This is a genomic window from Paenibacillus agilis (genome assembly GCF_007786455.1).
Lineage (GTDB): Bacteria > Bacillota > Bacilli > Paenibacillales > Paenibacillaceae > Paenibacillus_B > Paenibacillus_B agilis.
On the sequence record NZ_VNJK01000003.1, the window covers coordinates 274,898 to 292,069 of the forward strand.

Consider the following 17,172-nt stretch of genomic DNA (forward strand, 5'->3'; position numbering starts at 1 on the left):
ACTGCGTCCTAAGCTCTATCATACTGGAAAGGAGGTCGAAATTTCAAAGCAGCATGTCAGCTGTTAGCTACTTCGTCGATCGAACACCAGACCATGCTTCCGTAATGAAGCGGCTAACATCAGCCTGTTTGCCATGAATCTGTGCAGGGGAGCTTATATGCAGCTGTTCCTTGGCACGGCTAACCGCGACATACATTAAGCGGCGTTCCTCTTCGACTAGCGCTGTATTAATCTCATCGCGATCTTTAGAGCGATGCGCAGCTTCTCGCTCAGCAGGAGGGTTTTGACGCAGCGCTGTACGATGTGGCAATACACCTTCTGACGCCCCAATAATGAAGACACATGGGAACTCCAAACCTTTAGCCCGGTGAATCGTCATTAATGTTACGGCATCTGGCTCATTGTCCTGCTGCTCCGCATGGATAGCTTGGCGAGCTTGAGTCTGACGAGAACGGGATTGATCCTCTGCATTCGTCGATGCAGCCGCAGCTGCGTATTTTGCTGCCAAATCATCAATATGCTTAAGAAACTGCTCAATGGTAGCAAAACGCTGCGCCGAGGTTTCCAACTCCTCCAGCATATCGACAGTTCCTTCCTGATATGCCGTTGCTCGCTCTCCTGCCATCGCCGCCATCCATTTATCATAGAACTCTCGTCTTATATCTCGCACCGCGTGATTGGGCTTCATTTGCGCCACTTTTTTCAAATACCGAATTCGAGGCTTGATCGCTTCCTGTTGAAAAGGCGCTAACCCTGGGCAAGTTGCTAAATGGACTAGCGGGTATTTTTTAGCTGATGTTCTATCTGCTTGTCTAATATAAGTCATGCCAGCTTCCTTCGGTACATACAAGGCAGCAACAGCGCTTGGCAATGCATCTAGGTCACGCGGTTGAAGAGCCAAGCGCAGATGATCAATTAGCGTCTTCACGGACGAATGCTCATAGAAGAGTGGTTCCGCACCGAATTGACGGAATGGGACGTTTTGAATCGTCATATATTCAACGATTGCACGACTCGCATGGGCGCTGCGGTACAATACCGCGATATCGCTAAGCTTGTATTGTCCGCTAGCTGTCAACTTGCGAATGCGTGCAATAGCTGCTTCTGCTTCCTCATCTGTCGTAGTAGGGCGATTGTACTGCGGTTTCGCCTCTGGTGTAGGGGCGGATGCCTCAGTACTTTTCTTTACAGCAGCACGCATAGTCTTTGCCAGTCGTTCTTTGTTGCAACGGATTATACCATTTCCGAGGCCTACAATTGCCGGAGTCGAACGGAAATTATAATCAAGCGTAATTTGCTTCACGTCCGGATATAGGCGATGAAACTGGGTAATATGCTCATGATTTGCGCCATTAAACGTATATATTGTCTGATCATCATCACCGAATACGGCCAAATTGCGGCTTCCGTCTGCAATGTGACGAAGCAGTCTTAGCTGCATAGGCGTTGTATCTTGAAATTCATCTGCCATCACATAGCGGAATCGTCTTCTAAGCTTATCGGTAAGCTCAGCATCGGATTCCAACAACTTCACAATATCGACGATCAGATCGTCGAAGTCTTTGACGTCTCGTGCTTGCTTCTGTTCTTCGTAGCGTATCATCGCACGCTGCAAGTTCCGTTCGCCCTCATCAGCAGGGCGCCAATCGGCAGGAGATTCTCCGCGCGACTTCAGCGCGGATAGGGCGGCTAGCACCGTCTCTGCCTCAACGGCATCGCGGAGGCCGAGCTCTCGCAGCACGCGGCTCATCCAGCCGTGGCGCGCTCGCTCTTCCGCCAGCAGTGTAAATGGCGGCGCATATGCCTTCAGCAGCGTCAGGGCAAAGGAGTGGAACGTTCGCGCTTGCACACGTTTTGCTATAGCAGGCGTAAGTCCTGGCAGCCTTGCTAGTCTTGAACGCATTTCAGCCGCTGCTTTATTCGTAAAGGTAACGAGCCACAGCGCTTCAGGCGGCACTTCGTGGACGGCAATCATGTAGGCGGCTCTGGCTGTCAGTACAGACGTCTTGCCCGATCCAGCCCCTGCTAGGCATAGCAGAGGACCATGTTGATGGCGGACAGCCTCGCATTGAGCCTCATGCAAATCTAGGCCGCGTTCACGCAGTGCAGTGAAGAACCAGCTGTCTTGTGCAGGGTCGCTGGCACTAACTTGTGGCTTGAGACCCTTTTCCACAGGTGTCGAGTGTGGTACGTTGGTAGCAGTGCGTTCATCATTCATGCGGAATGATGGTTGCGCGGATTCAGCCGTTGGGCATATAGCTTGAGCGGATATTCCATAAGGATGCGACTGCCAGCGAATGTTCGCAGCCGCAGGCTTCGTTAGTTGTGTTGGCATTGGGTGCTCCTTTCTCGGTCCGGTATCCGTTCATGAGTTGCTGTGCCCATCTATTATAACGGTCAAGGTCAACATTGCCGAATACATGTATTGCCAAGCGCATACGTTGTCCTTAGAGCTGTCAGGAATTTGTCCTGCGAACTCCGCGTTTCGTTTTCGCATGGAGCGTGTATAGGTTAATAAGGGTGATTATCTAATGTGGAAGAAGAGAGGGGAAGCCGGGATGAACCGTTTTCTGCAAAAAGTGAAAGAAGGCGCATCCAAAGCTTCTGAGAAAGCTCAGAATGTATTGGAATTGAATCGTGTCCAGTCTCAAGTTGATGCGCTTCGTAAAGAGTGGGAACATAATACGTATGAAATAGGCCGACTGGCTTTTGAAGCTTATAAGAATAAAGATTATGCTTCATTGGGCATGGAGATGGATGAACTGGCCCAAGCAAATGTGATGTTGGAAGAAGAAATGGATCGACTTGAATGGAAACGCTGTGCGCTCCGCAACGAGAAACGCTGTTCATGCGGAGAAGTTGCACCGTGGTCTTCTAAGTTTTGTGCATCCTGCGGCGATAGGCTGCCAGATCCTCCTGTTCGTGAAGCAGAGAGCGAACTGGGTGGTTTAAGTGACATGGAGCAGTACAAGTTGGAAGATGAGGTTGATCCAAAGGCTGAGGATACGGAGAAGCCGTATATTACCCTTCACCAAACTCCAACTTCTTCGGGATTTGACAATACAAATACAAATGATCGCGATGATGAAGTGGAGTCGCTATCGCGATATGCTAAATCGGCTAAAGACAATCCATCTCCTAGTCATCCGTATAGTCCGTACGACCAGTATGGTCAAGAGGATGAGGATGAGGATGATGCTGATATGATGGAAATCAAGAAGCCTGCTCCACAAGTTAATATTCGTGGAAGTGAGCGCTACATTCGTCAGCAGCCGGTAGAGCATGATCTTAATAGTCGAACTTGTTCTAAATGCTCAGCGTCAGCTCCGCTGGAGGCGAAATGGTGTGAGCGTTGTGGTGCTCCGTTTATTTAAAAAAGCTAGGTAAGGTGTGCACAAGGCGTACGTTGTTTGTGTACCATAATTTGTATGTAACAATGAACTATAGTGGTCGTGGTACAATATGTTAAGATAGCATCTGCTATGGTTGATACGATTATGATGATAAAGTCGAACAGCCGGGAAGCTTCTAAAGCTTACTCCGGCTGTTTTGCCGTTTATTTAAACGTTTAAAGAACACTTGCAGCATGAGCTGAAGGGGGAAACGAGATGGACAGCTTGATTCAGCAGCTGCGTGACGTAGGATTTACAGAGTTGGAATCCAAATTGTTAATTCTGCTCTCGGAACAAGGATCAATGACAGGCTATGAAGCAGCAAAGAAGCTGGGGATATCGCGATCGAATGTATACGCCGCATTGCAGCGGCTAGTTGATCAGAACTTTGTGTTGCATGCAGTAGGGGAACCGTCGCACTATGCTGCGATCGATCCAGCACTGCTTACGAAGACGATTGCAGAGAGAATGCAGGCTTCGCTGCGCTATGTAGAAGAGCATATGCCTTCACATAAGCAGGAGCTCTCCTTTTTTTATAGCATAGAAGGCGACAAAGTAGTCGCAGAGAAGATTGGGCAAGTCATCGCCGCAGCTGAAACGGAAATCATTGTAGACATGACTTCCCGAGATGGAATGCTAGTACAGCAAGCTCTGCAGCAAGCGGAGAATCGTGGTGTGAAAGTGCTGTGGTCGATTAGCTCCAATGAGGAGCAGCTGCCAGCCTCGGGCTTCCTTGCTTTCCATGAGGGGCAAGTAGACAAGCATCTTGCGGGCAGGCGTTTTACGATGATTATGGATCGGAAAATTGCCTGTATTGGGATGAGAAGCGCGGCTGAAGAAGCGAAGTTGTTGTATACGGAGCACCCAGTTATGACGGAGTACGTGCTTAGTCGTTTTATTCAGGACATTATATTATTTGAATTGGAACAGCAGCTTACAGAGGATCAGCGGCAGCAATTTGGCCCATACTTTTCACGCTTATGGGAACCCTACTTGAACAAGGAAATGTAGCGTGAAGAGGCAAACAGGCTGTGTTAATGTTATCGTTATCGTTCACTAATATGTCATCATTTACATGTAACGTTTAAGGATGTTGATCCGTAAACAACTAGTAAGAAGGAAAGGCAAGAAGTCAGCTGAGGAGGAAATACGATGGTGGAAGTTATAGTTCACTTTGATGTTCTGGAACGGGATGGCGATATTTCTCATTTGCGAGGGTTGATTATGACGGGGCCTGGTGAGAGACCGACCATTTCTCAAGTGGAAAATATGCTGCGTTCCATGGGCTATCAAGTGACCGCAGAAGATAGTGAGCACTATGTGTATGTTCCTGTTGAAGCTGGAACAGAAGTGAAGAAGATTGAAGTGCGCAAGATGGACAATGGGGAAGAAGAATTCTCGATTGATCCGCATATGAAAATGATTGTACAAAATCTAATGGGCAAGCCGCATCGACCGATGTAGATTGGCGACTTGTTCTGTAAAAAAAGGGGCTGTCTCCGTCATGTTATGTGTTCAGTTCAGTCTGACCATAGCACGGGAGGCAGCCCCTATTTATGTTGTTTCGCGATGTTAATGATGTTAATGAATAGGAAGCCTAAGCCTGTACGCTCGCTTCTTCCAATTGAGATGTACAGCTTGGACAGCGTGTCGCTTTAACAGGAATATCTGTTACACAGTAAGGACAAGATTTCGTAGTTGGATCTGCAGCAACTTCTTCTTTGCGGTGCAGCATGTTGATCACTTTTACAAGTCCGAATACCGCCAATGCAACGAGCAAGAAATCAATAACGACGTTAATGAATTGTCCGTAAGCAATAACGGCAGCACCTGCAGATTTTGCTTGTGCAAGTGACGTAATCGGAGAGCCGTCTGGCATCGTGATGTTTGGATCTAAGTTAATGAATAGGTCAACAAAGTTCACTCCACCAAGTAATTTACCGATTGGCGGCATAATAATGTCGTTAACGATGGATGTTACAATTTTACCAAATGCAGCACCGATAATAACACCGACAGCTAGATCGACGACATTACCGCGCATGGCAAATGTTTTGAATTCATTTGCTAAAGATTTAAGAGAACCCATTAGTTCAACCCCTATTGTAGTAATATTTATATTGAAATAACCTGTACCGGTTATCGATAATCGCAAACGAACATATTTCCTTACCCCGTACATTCTGAAGTTAAACAGTGTTAAAAAAATATTTATCAACAGCATGCCCAACACTTTCTTTATTCATAAACGAGTGCTTCTTATAGGATCGGCAAAAGTGTTGCTTTGTCACTTTATCACTATATTAATTGTTGTTCAAGGCTTGGATATAAACGGAAATTCGTTCTTAGAGTATGAGGGGAAATATCTTTTGAAACAACTGGAAGTGGTAGGCCGTATATAGTAGTATTGGTTTGCATGGATTACAGAAGAGGTAAGCCCCAATCCATTTAATCTGGCGCCATTTTAAGTTTATTATATCAATCGGAGGATGGTAATCATGTCATTGTTTAACCGTATTTTAGCTAGTGTAGGTATCGGTTCTGCAAAGGTTGACACGCTGTTGGAACGCAATCGCTATGCGCCAGGTGAGCAAGTGTCAGGAGTCGTCAAAATACAAGGCGGTCAAGTTCAACAGCAAGTAGACGCCATTCATCTTAAGCTTATGACTCAATATACAAAAGAATCTAATGATACGAAGCATCAGGTCAACCATGAGTTGGTACGCTTCCAAGTAAGCAGTGCATTTACACTGCAGGCAAATGAGGTGCGCGAGCTGCCATTTACAATCGTGCTGCCTCCGCATACGCCGCTTACGATTGGTCGTGCACCCGTATGGTTGAAGACAGAATTAGATATTGCCAATGCTGTTGATCCATCTGATAACGATCTTATCGAGATTGCACCTAAAGTGGAGCAAAGCATCATTATTGATGCCTTGAACCGTCTCGGCTTTCGCTTGCGCAAAGCAGAATGCGAGTATGCACCACGTCTTGGTGGAGCAGTACCATTCGTGCAAGAGTTCGAATTTGTTCCGACTACGTACTTTAAAGGCGATCTCGACGAGTTAGAGGTTATTTTCTATCCCAAAGAGCATGAGCTGGAAATCCTCGTTCAAATCGATCGACGCGCTAAAGGCTTAGGCGGCTGGCTTGCTGAAGCAATGGATATGGATGAGACATTCGTACGCTTTAACTTGCCAAATGATGAGTGGAAGCGTCTTGGCCCTGATGGTGCTTCAAACCATCTATCTAATATGATTCGTCGTTATATTTAATAAATCGTCATATCGTCGTGTGAATAGAAAAAACCTTCAGCCTGCGCTGTTACAGCGGTAGGTTGAAGGTTCTTTTTTTTGCATCATGTTGGATGAATGACGTTAGCTATTTGTCACCACGATCAATATGCTTGCGTGGATGGACCTGCTTCGGCGGTGGGATGTCTTTATCCGCTTCCGGAACTAAGCGCTCATCCGTCAAACCTTGATGATGATTATCATACGAAAATTCCTTTAGCTCCCACTCGGTAGCACCTAGCTGCGGATCGGTAGGGAAGTGCTGCCCGCGGTGAAGAGTTTCCGCACGTCCCCATTCGTTCGTATAAATACCGTCTACCTCCACACGATCGCGGGACATCGGGTGCATCTCATGTTGTTCTTTGCTCATGGACACGTTGCTCCTTTCAGCCATCCGCGCTACAGCCTTGTCTTCTCATACACATTTGCAATGGAGAACACTGTATCGCTAAGCATAACGTACCCTATGCGCATAGGACTTATTCTTAGGAGTTATTTGTCTAACACTTTCAAGGTTTATACGTACCTATCCGCGATTGCGCCTATTTGCATCATTATTTGTGCTGATAACGTCCCTCAAGTTTTTTGCCCCCGTACCATAGCAGCCAAAGCGCAACAGCAACGAGAAGTAAACGCCAAGGCTGCTCTACGAATCCTTTCCAATCATGACCGAGAAATGCCATCAAGAAGATCATGACGGATTTTCCAGCCATTACGGCAATCATAAAGGTGCGGAACGGGATCGTACTAATACCGGCTGCGACATTTATGAGTACGGAAGGAGTGAAGGGGAAGCATAACAATATGAAAATAGGCGTAAATCCCTTTGACTCGATCCAGTTGAAAAATTTTTGTGTTCCCGGCAATCGTTTTTGAATGTACATACTAAAGCGTCCGCCAAACTTTCGAGCCAGCCAAAAGACAGCGAATGAGCCAAGACATACCCCGATCCATGAGTATAAAAAGCCAAACCAAAGTCCATAAGAGGCAGCATTGGCAACTACAAACACAAACAGAGGTAGTGCTGGAACGAACGATTCTCCAAATGGAAGTAAAATTCCAGGTAGAGGGCCAAGTGCAGAATATTTTTGCAGCCACATCTCTACTTGCGCTATATCTATTTCTTTTGCGTAAGCAATAAAGTCTTGGAACCAATCCCACATAATATTTCGAACACCTCTCCCATTCCATTACATGATGCACTGTGTTTCTTATAGATTTCTTATCTTTCTTCTTATCTCTCTGCAAACCATCTTGAAGGGAACAACCAATAGACGATAGCGATAATGCTGAATAGCCCTGCACTGAACCAAATTACGGCAGAGACAGAGAACGCCTCAGCAATTAATCCGCCAACAACGGGACCAATCAGTACCCCGATATTCTCAACTGTCGAAAGTAGGCTCCAGCCAAGACCTTTTTGTGCTGGAGGCACATATAAGGCTAGCAAGGCATTCCATGCTGGCAGCACGGCCGCATAGGATATACCGAGAATGACAGCGAGTCCATAGGCCATGAGCACACCTGGCTTCATTGAAAGTGACGCCAACGTCAGTCCGAAGATAGCAAAGCCAACGATAAGGAATGGCTTGCGGCCTACCCGATCTGACCATTTGCCCATTGGCACGAGGCCAATCACGGTACATCCTCCCCCGATTAGTAGGAGTAGAGAATATTGTCCACTGGATAAGGACAAAAATTGCTCCGTGAACTTCGGTAGTATCGGAACGAGCATACTTGCACCTAGCGTTTGCAAGATCATGCCCGGCAATAATGGTTTCATTGCCGATAAACGTTCACGAAGCACTGCGAATTGTTCTTTAAATGGAACAGGTGTTGCAGATTCCCCGCTATTTTTCCCTCGCGGCAAGAAGAAGCTGAGTGCAAGCGCAATGGCGGTTAGTCCTAGCAGCAGTGCGTATGCAAGGTGCGGCGTATAGTCGAGCACTACATTTAATACGACTGGGCCAGCTCCCATTCCAACGAGCCAGATCGTATACAGGAATCCCATCTGAGCGGCACGCTGCTCTGTATTTACTTTTGTCAGACAGACGAGCCATACAGGAGACATCCCCACACCGTATATAGCGGAGGCTAGTACGAATATCCAAGGGTTATTGCCCCAATAGAACATTCCGATACCGCCTAAGGAAATAATCAGCCCACATATGACGATTAACTTGGATGAGAAGCGATCCAGTAAATAGCCGATAAATATTTTAAGTACTGTATCTGTTAAGTAATGCGCTGTTATTGCCGTACCGATAATTCCTAATGTAATACCAAGTTCTTTCTCCCCAAATATCGGGATAAAGCTAAGCACTGTTGCTCCTCGCACGAATTCCACAAGGAGTAAAATGACGGCCAACAGCGCGATGTCAGATGATAGTCCTAGCTTCCGAATTGATTTCAAACGAGACGCTCCCTTATTTACGTGTTGTAAGTTGCATAATTTTGATATGTAATCTGGATTGGCATACTAAAATTGTAACCTTTCCATTATAGCGTGCACCCATCTAGTTTTCCAATGACTGGGGAAGCATGCTGCCTGTTTCTACTGTTTAACAGCTGGAAGCAAGTATTGTTCCAGCCATTGTACAGGGTGGCGCCAACGCTTCACTTTGGAATCGGCTGCCCATACAGCTGTAATGCGCAGTTTAGGGATGACAAATATAAGCTGACCTCCGTATCCCATTGCACAAGCAGCATCTATGCCGTTCAATTGATGGCACCACCACTGATATCCGTAAGCACCGTATCCGGGAGCGCCTTCGCTATGAGCAGTTATCGTTTCTCGTACCCATGAGGCGGGTATTACTGATGTTAGGACGTTATTTGCGGTCACATGTCCTTCATTTAGAAGGAGTTGTCCGATTGACAGCATATCCCGCCCTGTTAAGGATAAGCCGATATGGCCAGCAGCATCACCATCAGGAGAACGTTCCCATATATAATTGGATATGCCAAGCGGTTGAAATAAATACTGTTCAGCAAATTGATCAGCAGGCATTCCGGTTTGCAGCGTTAACAGCACAGATAGAAGGTGTGAGTCAATGCTGCGGTATTGAAAGCGTCCATACATATTTGGTTGAATCGGCAGCCTAGTCGCAAAGCGTCTCCAGCTCGGGCTGCTGTGGAAGCGATGGATCCAGCGCTCGCTCATACGGCTGTTTGTTTCCCATTGCAGTCCTGTCGTCATGGTTAGCAAATGATATAAAGTCAGGCGCTGCCACAAGTTGTTAGACCGCATAGACGTTGGCATATAAGGTTCTAGCAAAGGAGAGATTGGATCGTGTGTGCCAATCATATTTCCTTGCTGCTGTGCGATGCCAACAAGCAAGCTCATCAATGATTTTGTAGCGGAACGCAGATCATGAAGCGTATGCTCATCTGTATCGTGGTAATAGCTCTCATGAACGAGCTTGCCGTCACGTGCTAGAAGAAAGCAGCGAAGTTTTGGCCACTGTTCCGGGAGCTGCGTTAGAGCAGCCTGAAATAGATCAATATCCATTCCTGCCTCTGTAGGACAAATGAACCTTGTCCGAGGTGAATTTTTTGCCGTAATATGGGGAGTGAAAGACATTAAGCAAATCCTCTCTATAATGAAATGTTGTCTTTTTAGAAGCTTGGTCCCATTATTTCTCTGGAACAAGCTTGATTATTTGCAACATATGACCATGATTTGACGTTGTTCATATCATAACCATTATAGCTTGCAACGATTTTGGAATTATGGGAATAGGAGAGCGATAACTCTAAATATGATCCATGTATAATTGTCCCCTATGTACAAATGTGCAAGTTAGAAGTGGGTGATTTTGCACATCGTGTGAATATGTTATAATAGGGACTATTAGGTTGCAAATTCCAGCGTTATAAGCGAAGTCCGTTACTTCTCCGTCGGGGAGATTGATCTACAACGCTTTAGGAGGGAATTTTCATGGCAGCAAAAGGTCACAACGAAGTGAGAGAAAGCTTGTTGGAGATGACACGAATTTTTCGTCCCAAGAATCCACGGAAGTTCGTGAAGGAATATATCCGGAAGTATCGGATAACGGGAGGCTATGAAGACGAACTAACCCAGCTTGTAGAAAATGAACTTGGTAAGATGGACACAAGCGCATCCTAAAGTGTGTAGATGAAATGTGATTTTTATTATGGCAAGTGAATTAGGAATAGGTTAGTCGTATCTTATCAGACGTATCCAGTGGATGCGTCTTTTTTTGCATTTTATTTGATCGATGGATACATGAGAAGTTTCCAAATAATTGAGCATTTTGTGAAAAGGGGGTAAAATAAACGTTTTTGATAACCCCTAAAGTGAATAACTGATGAACAGCTTTAAATATATTAATAAGGAAATCAATTTATAGGAGCGGAAATGGGAGGTTGGATGGGTAGACGAGTCGATAAAAAAGTTATCGACAACGTTCGTTGAAGTCATTCGACGTGAAATGAGATCATTCGTCATGAATAATAATAGATAATTTTATAATTTGTAAACGCTTGCAAAGTCTTTTGCTATGCGGTATTAACTGATATTTGAACACTTTGTGAACTGGTAGGTAATCGTTGACAAATAAAAATATGGAAATTATATTTAGGTGAGTGATTGCATTTATTGACAGGGTTGTGACATCAGCGCTGAAATTGATCGTGTCTTTTTGCTAGCTTGTGATTCGTCAAGAGCGAGTACAAGGGCCGTCAATTGGTTACGTGAATCAGCCGGTAGCTTCATCGTTTATTGCATCTATCACAAGTCTATTTTCTATTTGAAAAAGTAATAGCACATGTATGGAGTAATGGAGGATAAGCTTATGCAGAGCAAATATAACCTAATCAGCATCAACGAAAAAGTACAAAGTGGGGTTGATGAATGATGAAACGGTGGCAGTTTAGTAAGCGTCTTCTTCCGCTGTTAGCCGGGCTCGTCTTGCTTTTAAGCGCTTGTGGTCGTGAGGACTTATCGACACTCAACCCGCAAGGTTCGATTGCACAGTCGCAGTTCGACTTGATGAAGCTGTCGATTGGTATTATGACAGGCGTAGTGGTGATCGTATTCGGACTTTCCCTCTACGTTCTCGTGCGCTATCGTCGGAAGCCAGGCGATAAGTCTATTCCGAAGCAGGTAGAAGGAAGCCATAAGTTGGAGATCATTTGGACGGTTATTCCGATTATCCTCTTGGTCATCTTGGCGGTTCCAACATTGAAATATGTATTTGCCTTCGCCGAGGATTATAGCAAAGACGAGAATGCAGTTAAAGTTAAGGTAACAGCACATCAGTACTGGTGGGAATTCGAATATCCCGAGTACAAGATTAGAACCGCACAAGATTTAGTTATTCCCTTTGGCAAGAAAATTGCAGTAGAACTCAGCACGAAAGACGTGCTCCACTCCTTCTGGATCCCTTCCCTTGCTGGTAAGATGGACACCAACCGCACAGACAGCTTAGATAAAGGCAACAAGAACAAGATGCATTTTGATGCAAAGGAAGAGAATGTATACCGAGGCAAGTGTGCTGAGCTTTGTGGCCCTTCTCACGCATACATGGACTTCAAGGTTAAGTCAGTTAACCAAGAGACATTTGATGCTTGGGTAAAAGAGATGCAAGCTCCAGCCAAGCCATTTACAGGTGATGCAGCGGTAGCAGAAGTATTCAAGCAAAGCTGCTTGTCTTGCCATGCTGTTGAGAATGAGCCTAAGACAGCGCCGAACTTGAAAGGGATAGGAAGCAGGGAAGCGGTAGCAGGTATTTTACTTAACCGTGAGAAAGCTTCAGAGTCCATTGATCAGGCGAAGATCGAAGATCATTTGCGTAAATGGATTAAAGAAACAGACGATGTGAAACCGGGCAATAAGATGGGTGTCATTAAACTATCTGATCCAGAGCTCGATCAAATCGTAGACTATTTGGCTAATTACAAGCTGGATTCACTTGAAAAGATCAACAGCGGCATTCCTAACGTCGGAGAATAAGCACAGGTAAGAAACAGAAAAAGCATCTTCTAGGGGAGGGGTTACGGCCTTGGCTCATACAGCACATACAGTCAAGCGGTACACCGGTATTATGGACTGGCTTACAACAGTCGACCATAAGAAGATCGGTATTTTGTACCTCCTTGCCGGCGGTTTATTCTTCGGCATTGGCGGTATCGAAGCGATCTTGATCCGAATTCAGTTAATTAAGCCGCTTAATGATTTAGTAAGTGAACAATCATTTAATGAATTGATTACGATGCACGGCACGACGATGATCTTCTTGGGTGTCATGCCGATTATATTCGCCTTAATGAATGCTATCGTACCGTTGCAGATAGGTGCGCGAGACGTGGCATTCCCGTTCTTGAATTCACTAGGTTTCTGGACATTCTTGTTCGGTGGGCTTTTGCTCAACTTGAGCTGGATTGTGGGTGATGTTCCTGACGCAGGCTGGACATCTTATGTACCACTAGCGAATACGGAATATAGTCCGCATCACGGGGTAGATTTCTATACGATCGGACTTCAAATATCCGGTCTAGGTACGCTCCTCGGTGGTATTAACTTCTTGGTTACGATTATCAACATGCGTGCACCAGGAATGACGTACATGCGGATGCCGATGTTCACATGGGCTTCCTTCATTACTTCTGCACTTATTTTGTTCGCATTCCCTGCTATTACAGTAGGACTTATTTTGCTCATGTTCGACCGCTTATTCAGCGGAAACTTCTTCAACGTTGCCTTAGGTGGTAACCCTGTTCTATGGCAGCATATTTTCTGGATATTCGGACATCCTGAAGTTTACATTTTGATCTTGCCGGCATTCGGTATCATTTCCGATGTCCTTAGCACATTCGCTCGTAAACGTCTGTTCGGATACAGTTCAATGGTATTCGCAACGATCCTTATCGGATTCTTAGGCTTCATGGTTTGGGCGCACCACATGTTCACAGTTGGTCTCGGACCAGTAGCGAACGCATTGTTCTCTATTGCGACGATGCTGATCGCCGTACCGACAGGTATCAAGATCTTTAACTGGATCTTTACACTGTGGGGTGGATCGATTAAATTCACGGCAGCGAACTTGTATGCAATTGGTTTCATTCCAACCTTCGTTATGGGTGGAGTTACAGGGGTTATGTTGGCTTCGGCGCCGGCAAACTTCCAGTTCCATGATACGTACTTCGTAGTTGCTCACTTCCACTACGTAATCGTAGGTGGTTTGGTACTAGGTCTATTCTCTGGATTGCATTTCTGGTGGCCGAAAATGTTCGGTCGCACATTGTATGAAGGGCTTGGTAAGGCAACGTTCTGGATGTTCTTTATCGGCTTCCAGCTGACGTTCTTTGTACAGCACTTCCTAGGACTAATCGGGATGCCGCGTCGTGTTGCAACGTATCTGCCGAACCAAGGCTTTGACACGATGAACATGATTAGTACAGTCGGTGCGATTATGATGGGTATCGGAACGCTTATGTTCTTGTGGAACATCTTTATTACGTCTCGTCAACCTAAAAACGCGTCAGCTGACCCGTGGGAAGACGGTCGTACATTGGAGTGGACGATTCCTTCGCCTCCTCCAGAATACAACTTCAAGCAAACCCCGCTCGTTCGCGGATATGATGCTTGGTGGAAAGAGAAGATGGATGGCAACAAGGAGATGACTCCTGCTGAGCCACTTGCTTCTATCCATATGCCTTCTCCAACCATTCTTCCATTCTTTATGTCAGTCGGCTTGTTTATTGCAGGTTTCGGCTTTATGTACGGAAGAGATCCGTTTGATAATGCAATACTAGGATTCCTGTTTAATAACTATATTGTCTCGATAATCGGATTGGGCATCACGTTTGGTTGTATGTTCCTTCGTTCCGTCAATGATGATCCTGGCTATCATATTGAAGTTGAAGAGCTTGAAGATAAGGGGGGAAGAGGATGAGTGCACACGGTCATCACGTAGAAGGCGAATGGCCTCATCAACCGGAAAATGCGACCCTAGAAGGTCGCAACAAAGTACTCGGCTTCTGGCTCTTCCTCGGCGGAGAGGCAGTGTTGTTCGGGACGTTATTCGCAACATTCCTTGCTCTGCGTGATCAGGTCGGCGATGGTCCAACTGCTGCCGAACTGTTCAAGCTCCCGATCGTTGGAGCAGCTACGCTGATCCTGCTTGTCAGTTCACTGACTAGTGTATTCGCTGTTCAGGCGCTGCACCAGAATAAAGTGAAAGATCTGATTAAGTGGCTTATCGTAACGGTTCTTCTAGGTTTCTCTTTCCTAGGCTTGGAGATTTACGAGTTCGTTGAGTATATACACCATGGGCACAACTTTACGACGAGTGCGTTTAGTACCGCATTCTATACGTTAGTTGGTTTCCACGGTGCTCACGTTGCATTCGGTGTTCTTTGGATCACGCTTCTAATTATTCAAGTGAAGAAGAAAGGCTTGAATCTCGTAACAGCTCCGAAGGTGTATGTGTCCGCTATTTACTGGCACTTCATCGACGTTGTATGGGTATTCATCTTTACCGTTGTTTACCTAATGGGAAGGGTGGTGTAGACGATGGCATCCCAACAATCGGCTTCCAACCATTCAAACCGTCGTCATAAGCATGAAGGCCGACAAAAGCACATTGTTGCGTTTATTTTCTCCATCGTGCTTTCACTGATTGCGTTTGCTGCTGTTGCTTCTGTAGCTGAAGTGAATGCAACCTTTATCATCATTCTTTTGCTTGTCATGGCAGTGCTTCAAGTCATCATCCAGATGGCCTATTGGATGCATATGAAGGACAAAGGACATTTGCTGCCAGTCGTGTTTATGCTAGGCGGAGCCTTCGTCGCCCTGACCTGTATCGTGATGGCTCTATATTGGGTATGGTGGTAAGCAGTTTCAAGCTTACAGTTAAACAAGTACTGATTGCTTGCTTGTACACAGCATGAACAGCGCTTGTTTGAGAAACGATAGCATAATAGGAAGAGGTGGTGCGATGCACCGCCTCTTTTTCCGTAGAAGATCAAATGTGGCGAAACGATGACAGCTTGTTGATGAAAGGGGGAAGCAGCTATGTTTGGATTGGAGCAGTTTTTTTCATTTGCCGATTTATGGAGCCCTTTGTTTCTCGTTGCTGCGTTGTTGGTTATTGTATTGTACCTAGGCTTAACAGGCTATTTTAGGGATCGGTTTCCTGGTTCTAGGCCTGTTACACGGGGACAAAGAGTTAGTTTTATCGTAGGTGTACTGCTTATTTATTTGTCTCAAGGCGGACCTATCGATCTGATGGGCCATCTAATGTTTACGTTCCATATGGTGATGATGTCCTTGTGCTATATTATTGCCCCTCCTTTACTACTGATAGGGATTCCAGATTGGATGTGGAGGTTTCTCTTAGATCGTCCGCTGCTGCGCAAGCTGAAATGGATGATGCATCCGATCCTAACAGCGGTACTATTCAATGCACTATTTTCGTTCTATCATATTCCGGCCGTGCATGATTACGTCATGCTGAATTACGGTGTGCACACGCTGTACTATATAGCTCTATATATTGCAGCCTTTATGATGTGGTGGCCTGTTGTTAATCCTGTCCCAGAATGGAATTTGATTAGCGACGTGAAAAAAATGGGCTATATTTTCTTGAATGGTTTGCTGATCACACCTGCATGTGCACTTCTCATCTTCGCGGATGAATCGTTATATGCGACCTATAATGATCCGAATACATGGGCAGCGGCGATGGGCTATTGTGTATCCGGCAGTCCTGAGGCATTGCTGGCAGCTTTTGATGGTCCACAGTTTTTTAGCTGGTTTGATGTACGAGAGGATCAGCAGCTTGGTGGTATTTTGATGAAGCTTGTACAAGAAACGATGTACGGTATCATTCTAGCTTATGTATTCTCTCGATGGTTCCGTCGAGAGGGAAAAGATGATGATGTCGCAGATTCGACACCGAAAAGTGATTGGCAGAATGCATGATTTCGATATAATGGGAATGATAACTTGTAAGGAGGGATAATGCATCGTGGATATGTACTCACTATTCCCAACGATCAGTACGTTCTTTATTGTACTTAGTGCCATCTTGGTTGCGATCGGTTGGCGTCAGATTATTAAAGGCAAGCGCAAAGAGCATGAGCGGACGATGAAGCTTGCTGCAATCGCAGCTATTTTGTTCTTCATTATTTACGTTTCTCGCACGATTTTTGTAGGAAACACATCATGGGGCGGGCCAGATTCGTTGAAAACGATCTACCTGGTGTTTCTACTCTTCCATATCGTGTTGGCGACCGTTGCAGCTGTGTTCGGCTTGACGACCTTGTACTTAGGATTCAAAGCGAAGTATGACAAGCACCGCAAGCTTGGACGCGTTACAGCGACAATCTGGTTTATTACAGCGGCAACGGGTACGATGGTGTATGTATTGTTGTACGTTTTATATCCAGGCGGACATACAAAGCCAGTTATTGATGCCATTTTCGGCTAATTGCCATATTCCTAATGGGGACAACCTTTA

At 45.6% G+C, this 17,172-nt stretch carries 17 protein-coding genes; 11 read left to right on the top strand and 6 right to left on the bottom strand.

The genetic code is table 11. From position 1 onward, the window contains the following. Positions 1-67: 67 nt before the first annotated feature. Positions 68-2,335, bottom strand: a complete 2,268-nt coding sequence (locus FPZ44_RS20190; RefSeq protein WP_261378442.1) for an ATP-dependent helicase — start codon at positions 2,333-2,335, stop codon at positions 68-70. Between the two features lie 196 nt (positions 2,336-2,531). Between FPZ44_RS20190 and FPZ44_RS20195 the strand changes: the two genes are divergently transcribed. From FPZ44_RS20195 to FPZ44_RS20205, 3 genes are all read left to right on the top strand, one after another. Then, on the top strand, positions 2,532-3,374 hold the full coding sequence (locus tag FPZ44_RS20195) for a hypothetical protein (protein WP_144993285.1): 843 nt from the start codon (positions 2,532-2,534) through the stop codon (positions 3,372-3,374). A 234-nt stretch (positions 3,375-3,608) separates the two neighbouring features. Continuing rightward, positions 3,609-4,403 carry a TrmB family transcriptional regulator gene (locus tag FPZ44_RS20200; RefSeq protein ID WP_144993288.1) on the top strand — a complete coding sequence of 265 codons (795 nt, stop codon included), beginning with the start codon at positions 3,609-3,611 and terminating at the stop codon, positions 4,401-4,403. A gap of 141 nt (positions 4,404-4,544) precedes the next feature. After that, positions 4,545-4,856, top strand: coding sequence for a dipeptidyl aminopeptidase (locus tag FPZ44_RS20205; RefSeq protein ID WP_144993291.1), 312 nt, complete (start codon positions 4,545-4,547; stop codon positions 4,854-4,856). Between the two features lie 133 nt (positions 4,857-4,989). Here FPZ44_RS20205 and mscL read toward each other — a convergent pair whose 3' ends face one another. Further along, entirely contained in the window at positions 4,990-5,481 is a 492-nt protein-coding gene (gene mscL / locus FPZ44_RS20210) for a large-conductance mechanosensitive channel protein MscL (RefSeq protein WP_144993294.1), read from the bottom strand. Between the two features lie 409 nt (positions 5,482-5,890). Between mscL and FPZ44_RS20215 the strand changes: the two genes are divergently transcribed. Then, positions 5,891-6,667, top strand: coding sequence for a sporulation protein (locus FPZ44_RS20215; RefSeq protein ID WP_144993297.1), 777 nt, complete (start codon positions 5,891-5,893; stop codon positions 6,665-6,667). 106 nt (positions 6,668-6,773) lie between these two features. Here the strand turns inward: FPZ44_RS20215 and FPZ44_RS20220 are convergent, their stop codons facing one another. The 4 genes from FPZ44_RS20220 to FPZ44_RS20235 all read right to left on the bottom strand — a co-directional run bounded on the left by FPZ44_RS20220 (position 6,774) and on the right by FPZ44_RS20235 (position 10,196). Beyond that, a complete protein-coding gene (locus tag FPZ44_RS20220; protein ID WP_028596737.1) occupies positions 6,774-7,055 on the bottom strand; it encodes a hypothetical protein in 282 nt (93 codons plus the stop codon). 184 nt (positions 7,056-7,239) lie between these two features. Further along, on the bottom strand, positions 7,240-7,848 hold the full coding sequence (locus FPZ44_RS20225; protein WP_144993300.1) for a TVP38/TMEM64 family protein: 609 nt from the start codon (positions 7,846-7,848) through the stop codon (positions 7,240-7,242). Positions 7,849-7,919: 71 nt separating this feature from the next. Next, positions 7,920-9,098 carry an MFS transporter gene (locus FPZ44_RS20230; RefSeq protein ID WP_144993303.1) on the bottom strand — a complete coding sequence of 393 codons (1,179 nt, stop codon included), beginning with the start codon at positions 9,096-9,098 and terminating at the stop codon, positions 7,920-7,922. Between the two features lie 141 nt (positions 9,099-9,239). Then, positions 9,240-10,196: a serine hydrolase domain-containing protein gene (locus tag FPZ44_RS20235; protein ID WP_261378443.1), complete on the bottom strand. Its 957-nt coding sequence runs from the start codon at positions 10,194-10,196 to the stop codon at positions 9,240-9,242. 429 nt (positions 10,197-10,625) lie between these two features. On the opposite strand from FPZ44_RS20235, the gene FPZ44_RS20240 reads away from it, so the two are divergent. The 7 genes from FPZ44_RS20240 to FPZ44_RS20270 all read left to right on the top strand — a co-directional run bounded on the left by FPZ44_RS20240 (position 10,626) and on the right by FPZ44_RS20270 (position 17,142). Beyond that, positions 10,626-10,814 (top strand): hypothetical protein, encoded by a 189-nt coding sequence (locus tag FPZ44_RS20240; protein ID WP_028596733.1) that lies wholly within the window; start codon positions 10,626-10,628, stop codon positions 10,812-10,814. Between the two features lie 747 nt (positions 10,815-11,561). Continuing rightward, positions 11,562-12,662, top strand: coding sequence for a cytochrome c oxidase subunit II (gene coxB / locus FPZ44_RS20245; protein ID WP_144993309.1), 1,101 nt, complete (start codon positions 11,562-11,564; stop codon positions 12,660-12,662). 91 nt (positions 12,663-12,753) lie between these two features. Then, on the top strand, positions 12,754-14,604 hold the full coding sequence (gene ctaD / locus FPZ44_RS20250; protein WP_144993706.1) for a cytochrome c oxidase subunit I: 1,851 nt from the start codon (positions 12,754-12,756) through the stop codon (positions 14,602-14,604). Beyond that, the gene (locus FPZ44_RS20255; RefSeq protein ID WP_028596730.1) at positions 14,601-15,221 is read left to right on the top strand and encodes a cytochrome (ubi)quinol oxidase subunit III; all 621 of its coding nucleotides are present in this window, start codon (positions 14,601-14,603) and stop codon (positions 15,219-15,221) included. Before ctaD ends, FPZ44_RS20255 begins: the two co-directional genes overlap by 4 nt. 3 nt (positions 15,222-15,224) lie before the next feature. Continuing rightward, the gene (locus FPZ44_RS20260) at positions 15,225-15,545 is read left to right on the top strand and encodes a cytochrome C oxidase subunit IV family protein (protein WP_144993312.1); all 321 of its coding nucleotides are present in this window, start codon (positions 15,225-15,227) and stop codon (positions 15,543-15,545) included. A gap of 180 nt (positions 15,546-15,725) precedes the next feature. Beyond that, entirely contained in the window at positions 15,726-16,634 is a 909-nt protein-coding gene (ctaG, locus tag FPZ44_RS20265; RefSeq protein ID WP_144993315.1) for a cytochrome c oxidase assembly factor CtaG, read from the top strand. A gap of 46 nt (positions 16,635-16,680) precedes the next feature. After that, a complete protein-coding gene (locus tag FPZ44_RS20270) occupies positions 16,681-17,142 on the top strand; it encodes a DUF420 domain-containing protein (RefSeq protein WP_144993318.1) in 462 nt (153 codons plus the stop codon). Positions 17,143-17,172 lie beyond the last annotated feature (30 nt).

Bases quoted from the DNA above. Each gene is read 5' to 3' on its own strand.
- FPZ44_RS20190 (WP_261378442.1), bottom strand. From the start codon at position 2,335: ATGCCAACACAACTAACGAAGCCTGCGGCTGCGAACATTCGCTGGCAG.
- FPZ44_RS20255 (WP_028596730.1), top strand. From the start codon at position 14,601: ATGAGTGCACACGGTCATCACGTAGAAGGCGAATGGCCTCATCAACCG.
- FPZ44_RS20220 (WP_028596737.1), bottom strand. From the start codon at position 7,055: ATGAGCAAAGAACAACATGAGATGCACCCGATGTCCCGCGATCGTGTG.
- FPZ44_RS20240 (WP_028596733.1), top strand. From the start codon at position 10,626: ATGGCAGCAAAAGGTCACAACGAAGTGAGAGAAAGCTTGTTGGAGATG.
- FPZ44_RS20215 (WP_144993297.1), top strand. From the start codon at position 5,891: ATGTCATTGTTTAACCGTATTTTAGCTAGTGTAGGTATCGGTTCTGCA.
- FPZ44_RS20195 (WP_144993285.1), top strand. From the start codon at position 2,532: ATGTGGAAGAAGAGAGGGGAAGCCGGGATGAACCGTTTTCTGCAAAAA.
- FPZ44_RS20260 (WP_144993312.1), top strand. From the start codon at position 15,225: ATGGCATCCCAACAATCGGCTTCCAACCATTCAAACCGTCGTCATAAG.
- FPZ44_RS20235 (WP_261378443.1), bottom strand. From the start codon at position 10,196: ATGGATATTGATCTATTTCAGGCTGCTCTAACGCAGCTCCCGGAACAG.
- FPZ44_RS20200 (WP_144993288.1), top strand. From the start codon at position 3,609: ATGGACAGCTTGATTCAGCAGCTGCGTGACGTAGGATTTACAGAGTTG.
- FPZ44_RS20205 (WP_144993291.1), top strand. From the start codon at position 4,545: ATGGTGGAAGTTATAGTTCACTTTGATGTTCTGGAACGGGATGGCGAT.
- coxB (WP_144993309.1), top strand. From the start codon at position 11,562: ATGATGAAACGGTGGCAGTTTAGTAAGCGTCTTCTTCCGCTGTTAGCC.
- ctaD (WP_144993706.1), top strand. From the start codon at position 12,754: ATGGACTGGCTTACAACAGTCGACCATAAGAAGATCGGTATTTTGTAC.
- mscL (WP_144993294.1), bottom strand. From the start codon at position 5,481: ATGGGTTCTCTTAAATCTTTAGCAAATGAATTCAAAACATTTGCCATG.
- FPZ44_RS20225 (WP_144993300.1), bottom strand. From the start codon at position 7,848: ATGTGGGATTGGTTCCAAGACTTTATTGCTTACGCAAAAGAAATAGAT.
- ctaG (WP_144993315.1), top strand. From the start codon at position 15,726: ATGTTTGGATTGGAGCAGTTTTTTTCATTTGCCGATTTATGGAGCCCT.